Here is a 4,116-nt window from a genome sequence, read left to right as displayed (position 1 = left end):
AATGCTGCACGCTTCGGGATCGACTGCGAAAACCGGGAAATTGAATTTGCCAAAGCTATGGGTCACGTCCGCAGTGCGATCGCTGCCATTGAACCCCACGATTCACCAGAAAGATTTCAATCGTTAGGTGTGGAAGTAATTTTTGGTTCCGGTCAATTTATAGACGAACAAACTTTTTCAGTCAATCATCGCCGTCTCACAGCCAGGGCATTTGTAATATCCACAGGTTCTCGACCCGCAATTCCTCCTATCCCCGGAATTCAAGAAGCAGGATATATTACCAACGAACAAGTTTTTCAGCTAACTAAATGCCCTAATTCGCTTGCCGTAATAGGCGGCGGGCCAATAGGATGTGAATTGGGACAAGCTTTTTCTCGCTTGGGTTCTCAAATAACTATTATTGCCAGCAGGGATTACATTTTACCCAAGGAAGATCCGGAAGCAGCCCAAGTTGTGCAATCTCAAATGGAATCGGAAGGAATTACTGTCATCACAAAAACACGGGTGGAACGAGTGGAAATCGCCGACGGTAAAAAGCAAATATGGGCAGGCGATCGCCAAATTATTGCAGATGAAATCTTAGTTGCCGCAGGCAGAAAACCTAATATAGAATCTCTCAATTTAGAAGCCGCAGGAGTGGCAGTTGACAAACAAGGAGTAACGGTAAATGCTAAACTCCAGACAACTAATCCTCGCATCTATGCTTGCGGCGATGTGATTGGTGGATACCAATTTACCCACGTCGCCAGTTACGAAGCAAGTGTAGTGCTAAAAAATGCCTTATTCCTACCTCTGACAAAAGCCAAGTATGAAATAATTCCTTGGGCAACATTTACCGATCCAGAATTAGCGCGAGTTGGCTTAACCGAACAGCAAGCTAAAGAAAAATACGGCGATAAAATTTACGTACTGAAGCAAAATTTTGCTGATGTCGATCGCGCCCAAGCAGAAGCCGCAACTGGCGGATTTGCCAAAATTATTACCCGCCCTAACGGTGTAATTCTCGGTGCCCATTTAGTCGGCCCTTCTGCCGGCGAATTAATCCACGAAATTGTCTTGGCAATGTCGCACAAGCTGAAAGTTTCTGCCCTTAGCAGTATTATCCACATTTACCCCACTCTAGCAGAAATAAACAGCAAAGCGGCACTTCAACTCACCAAACAAAAATACGCTAAAAACCAGAAACTCCAAACTATCCTCCAAAAAACCTTCCAACTTATGCGAAGCTTTTAAAAGCCTCACCCAATCTCCCTCAGTCGTAATAGCAGAGGAAGAAGACAAGCAAAAAATTTTTATTTGGCGTCAATCTCTGCCTACCTTTGCCTTAAAAAAAATTCATTTCTAAGTTATGCACAGGCTGTTAACCGGGGCATTGAAAGTTGAAAATATCACAGTAGCGATCGCAGACTTACCAGTATCGTTACATAATACAAAAATCGTACAGTTATCCGATTTCCACTACGACGGAAAGCGACTTTCGGAAAACTTGCTAGAAGAAGCGATCGCTGCTAGCAATCAAGCCGAACCTGACCTTATTGTACTTACCGGCGACTACGTAACCTCAGATCCCGCCCCTATTTATAACCTAGTACAGCGACTCAAACACCTACAAAGTCGTATGGGTATCTATGCTATTTTAGGCAACCACGACCTTTACTTTCGTCACTCGAAACAGCAAATTCGTACAGCCCTAACTAGCATCGGCATTCGCCTCCTCTGGAATCAGGTAGCTTATCCCTTTGGCCCAGGATTAGCGCTGGTAGGTCTTGCTGACTTCCATTCTGCCAAATTCAAGCCTGGGCCGATCCTCAAACAGATAGACTCCGCCATTCCTCGCATTGTCTTATCCCACAATCCAGATAGTGCTGAAGTTTTGCAACAGTGGCGCGTGGATTTGCAACTCTCAGGTCACACTCACGGCGGACAAATTTTGTTACCCCATTTAGGCCCACTACCTGCATGGTTGCCAACTCTTACTCGCACGATTCCCAAATCGCTGCGCCCCTTTCTACCATACGCCCGCAAAGATTGCCGCAAACTATTTCAGCATTGGGAATGGGCGCAAGGTTTGCATCAGATTGCCGCAAACCGTTTGTATGTCAACCGAGGATTGGGAACCTATTTACCCGGACGCCTCTTCTGTCCTCCAGAAGTCACTATCATCAAGCTAATGGGTGAGCCCGTGTCTTAGCAAGCATTTTTAAACCCGCCCAGCTACTTGGATAAACATTTAGTAGCTTGCGGCGGGTTAAGATCTGTCGATTTAATTGGAACGAATTACAACCAGGTGTTTCCAAAAAGAAGGAACTTAACTACAATAAGGTGGACTTGAACCGCAACCGACCGTAACCGGACTTTTGCATCACCTCCGTGTATTCACACAGCCGATTAAGATAGTGATATCTGCTTTGCGTTCTAATATCAAACATTAATCCGGGCTGAACGCAATGCCACTTTTCTTGGATGAATCTCACATCGGTCAGACGTTGCGTTTGGATTGGAGCGGGAGGCACTAGCTCGAATCCAAGTGTTTTGTTTGAAGACTTTATTGATTCGTGCCTTAGTTTTTAAGTTAGCATTTGTTTCCCAGCGGTGCGATAGTTATTTACAAAAGTTTATAGAGTTTTAATTTTTGAAATAGTTCATTACTCTGATTAATTTTGAAGCGATCGTACAGAAAAAAAGCCTCCCTTGATCTTAGGAGGCAAAAGATTGAGCGACTATCAAGAAGCTATTAGAAAAAAGGATGCAAAATTTGGCTTTTATTGGCCTGAACCGCCCGCGCTACCTGCGCCAGCACCGCTCCCGGATGTGCCGCTACCTGTCGCACCACCAGTAGAACCGCTCCCGGATGTGCCGCTACCTGTCGCACCACCAGTAGAACCGCTCCCGGATGTACCATTACCTGTAGTACCGCCGAGGGAACCGCTACCGGATGTACCATTACCTGTAGTACCGCCGGTGGTAGAACCGCTACCGGATGTGGTGCCACTGTTACCTAAAGAACCTGAAGTTGCAGCGTCATCATTTTGGTTTTGCGATCGATCCGGTGCTGTCTGTACAGAAGGCAACTGTCTAGTTCCCGTAGAAGTGCCTGTTGAGCTTTGGGATCTACTTTCACTGCCCGAACTTTGATTTTGTTGTCCAGAACTTGGTGGAACGTTAATGTTAGTTTGTGGAGCTGGTGCTGGAGAAGATGGTGATTGTTGAATAGTAATGTTCGGTTGCGGTGATGGAGAAGCCGGCGTTTGTCTTTGGGGAACCGGAACTACTACTGGAGATCTATCTATAGTTGTTTCGCGCTGTATTATCGTTCTATCTGGAGCCGGACTGGGTGATTGATTTGCTCTAGGTGCCGGTACGGGAACGATCGCAGGTGCAGGTACGGGCTCATTATTCCGCTGGTTGAAGAAGTATAATCCAGCAGCACCGAGACCGACAAGAGAAGTGAGGATAATCCCCAGTAGCAAGCCGCGAGCTGCATTATTATTATCGCGAGTAGTTTGGTAACCTTGTTGGTGGCGACGTTCGGCCATGCGACCGTGAGTGTAACCGTCGCGATACTCATCTGGTGTTGTACCGTGAACTGTTTCCGTGTTTTGCGTTACTCTGCTATCAGTGTTTCCTTTGGGATCTTGATAAAATTCACGCTCAGAGGTGGTGCGATTGTTGTGGTCTGTCATGGCTTTTGATACAACTCCCTTGCGGAATAAACAAATGGAGAAATCTACTGCACTGCCTAAAAAGCAGATTTAAACAGCGATTTATTTGTTCTATTAATTAAGCAGGATTTATTTTTTATCCTGTAAAGCTAGAATAACCAGTAAATTCTCACCCCTGGCTCTATCCCAAGTCGAAATCATCCTTACGTCAAAAGATTGACTTTATCCCTGGCACAACAGGGGATTGCACTAGCGCAATATCAATCTTAGGGTGTTAGACACGAACGTATTAAGATTCCACTTAAAACTAAGTTTGATTGGGAGATTATTCAAAACAACGATCGCACTTTAAATTACCGAAAACCGTGCGTGAAAGCCCCTGGCTTTAGACATGGGGATGAAACGCACCTGGCGATTTTAATCGCCGTCAAGTCCCTGGTTTCCACTTCTGATT

General features: G+C 45.5%; 4 protein-coding genes. 2 read left to right on the top strand and 2 right to left on the bottom strand.

The window, feature by feature from the left end; genetic code table 11:
- Nucleotides 1-1,233, top strand: a 1,233-nt coding sequence (locus H6S82_RS21545; RefSeq protein ID WP_191056680.1) for an FAD-dependent oxidoreductase, incomplete at its 5' end; no start/stop codon positions are given.
- A gap of 115 nt (nt 1,234-1,348) precedes the next feature.
- Complete coding sequence (locus H6S82_RS21540) at nt 1,349-2,191, top strand: metallophosphoesterase (RefSeq protein WP_190465778.1); 843 nt, start codon at nt 1,349-1,351, stop codon at nt 2,189-2,191.
- A gap of 121 nt (nt 2,192-2,312) precedes the next feature.
- Here H6S82_RS21540 and H6S82_RS21535 read toward each other — a convergent pair whose 3' ends face one another.
- Both H6S82_RS21535 and H6S82_RS21530 read right to left on the bottom strand, forming a co-directional pair.
- Nucleotides 2,313-2,513 (bottom strand): hypothetical protein, encoded by a 201-nt coding sequence (locus tag H6S82_RS21535; RefSeq protein ID WP_190465780.1) that lies wholly within the window; start codon nt 2,511-2,513, stop codon nt 2,313-2,315.
- 249 nt (nt 2,514-2,762) lie between these two features.
- A complete protein-coding gene (locus tag H6S82_RS21530) occupies nt 2,763-3,683 on the bottom strand; it encodes a hypothetical protein (protein WP_191056679.1) in 921 nt (306 codons plus the stop codon).
- Between the last annotated feature and the right edge of the window lie 433 nt (nt 3,684-4,116).

Source organism: Planktothrix sp. FACHB-1355 (assembly GCF_014748295.1).
Taxonomy (GTDB): Bacteria; Cyanobacteriota; Cyanobacteriia; order Cyanobacteriales; family Aerosakkonemataceae; genus Aerosakkonema; species Aerosakkonema funiforme_A.
This window is presented reverse-complemented; position numbering and strand designations above follow the sequence as displayed.

What these genes read in the sequence shown, in the direction of transcription:
- H6S82_RS21530 (WP_191056679.1), bottom strand. Translation starts at nt 3,683, where the DNA reads ATGACAGACCACAACAATCGCACCACCTCTGAGCGTGAATTTTATCAA.
- H6S82_RS21540 (WP_190465778.1), top strand. Translation starts at nt 1,349, where the DNA reads ATGCACAGGCTGTTAACCGGGGCATTGAAAGTTGAAAATATCACAGTA.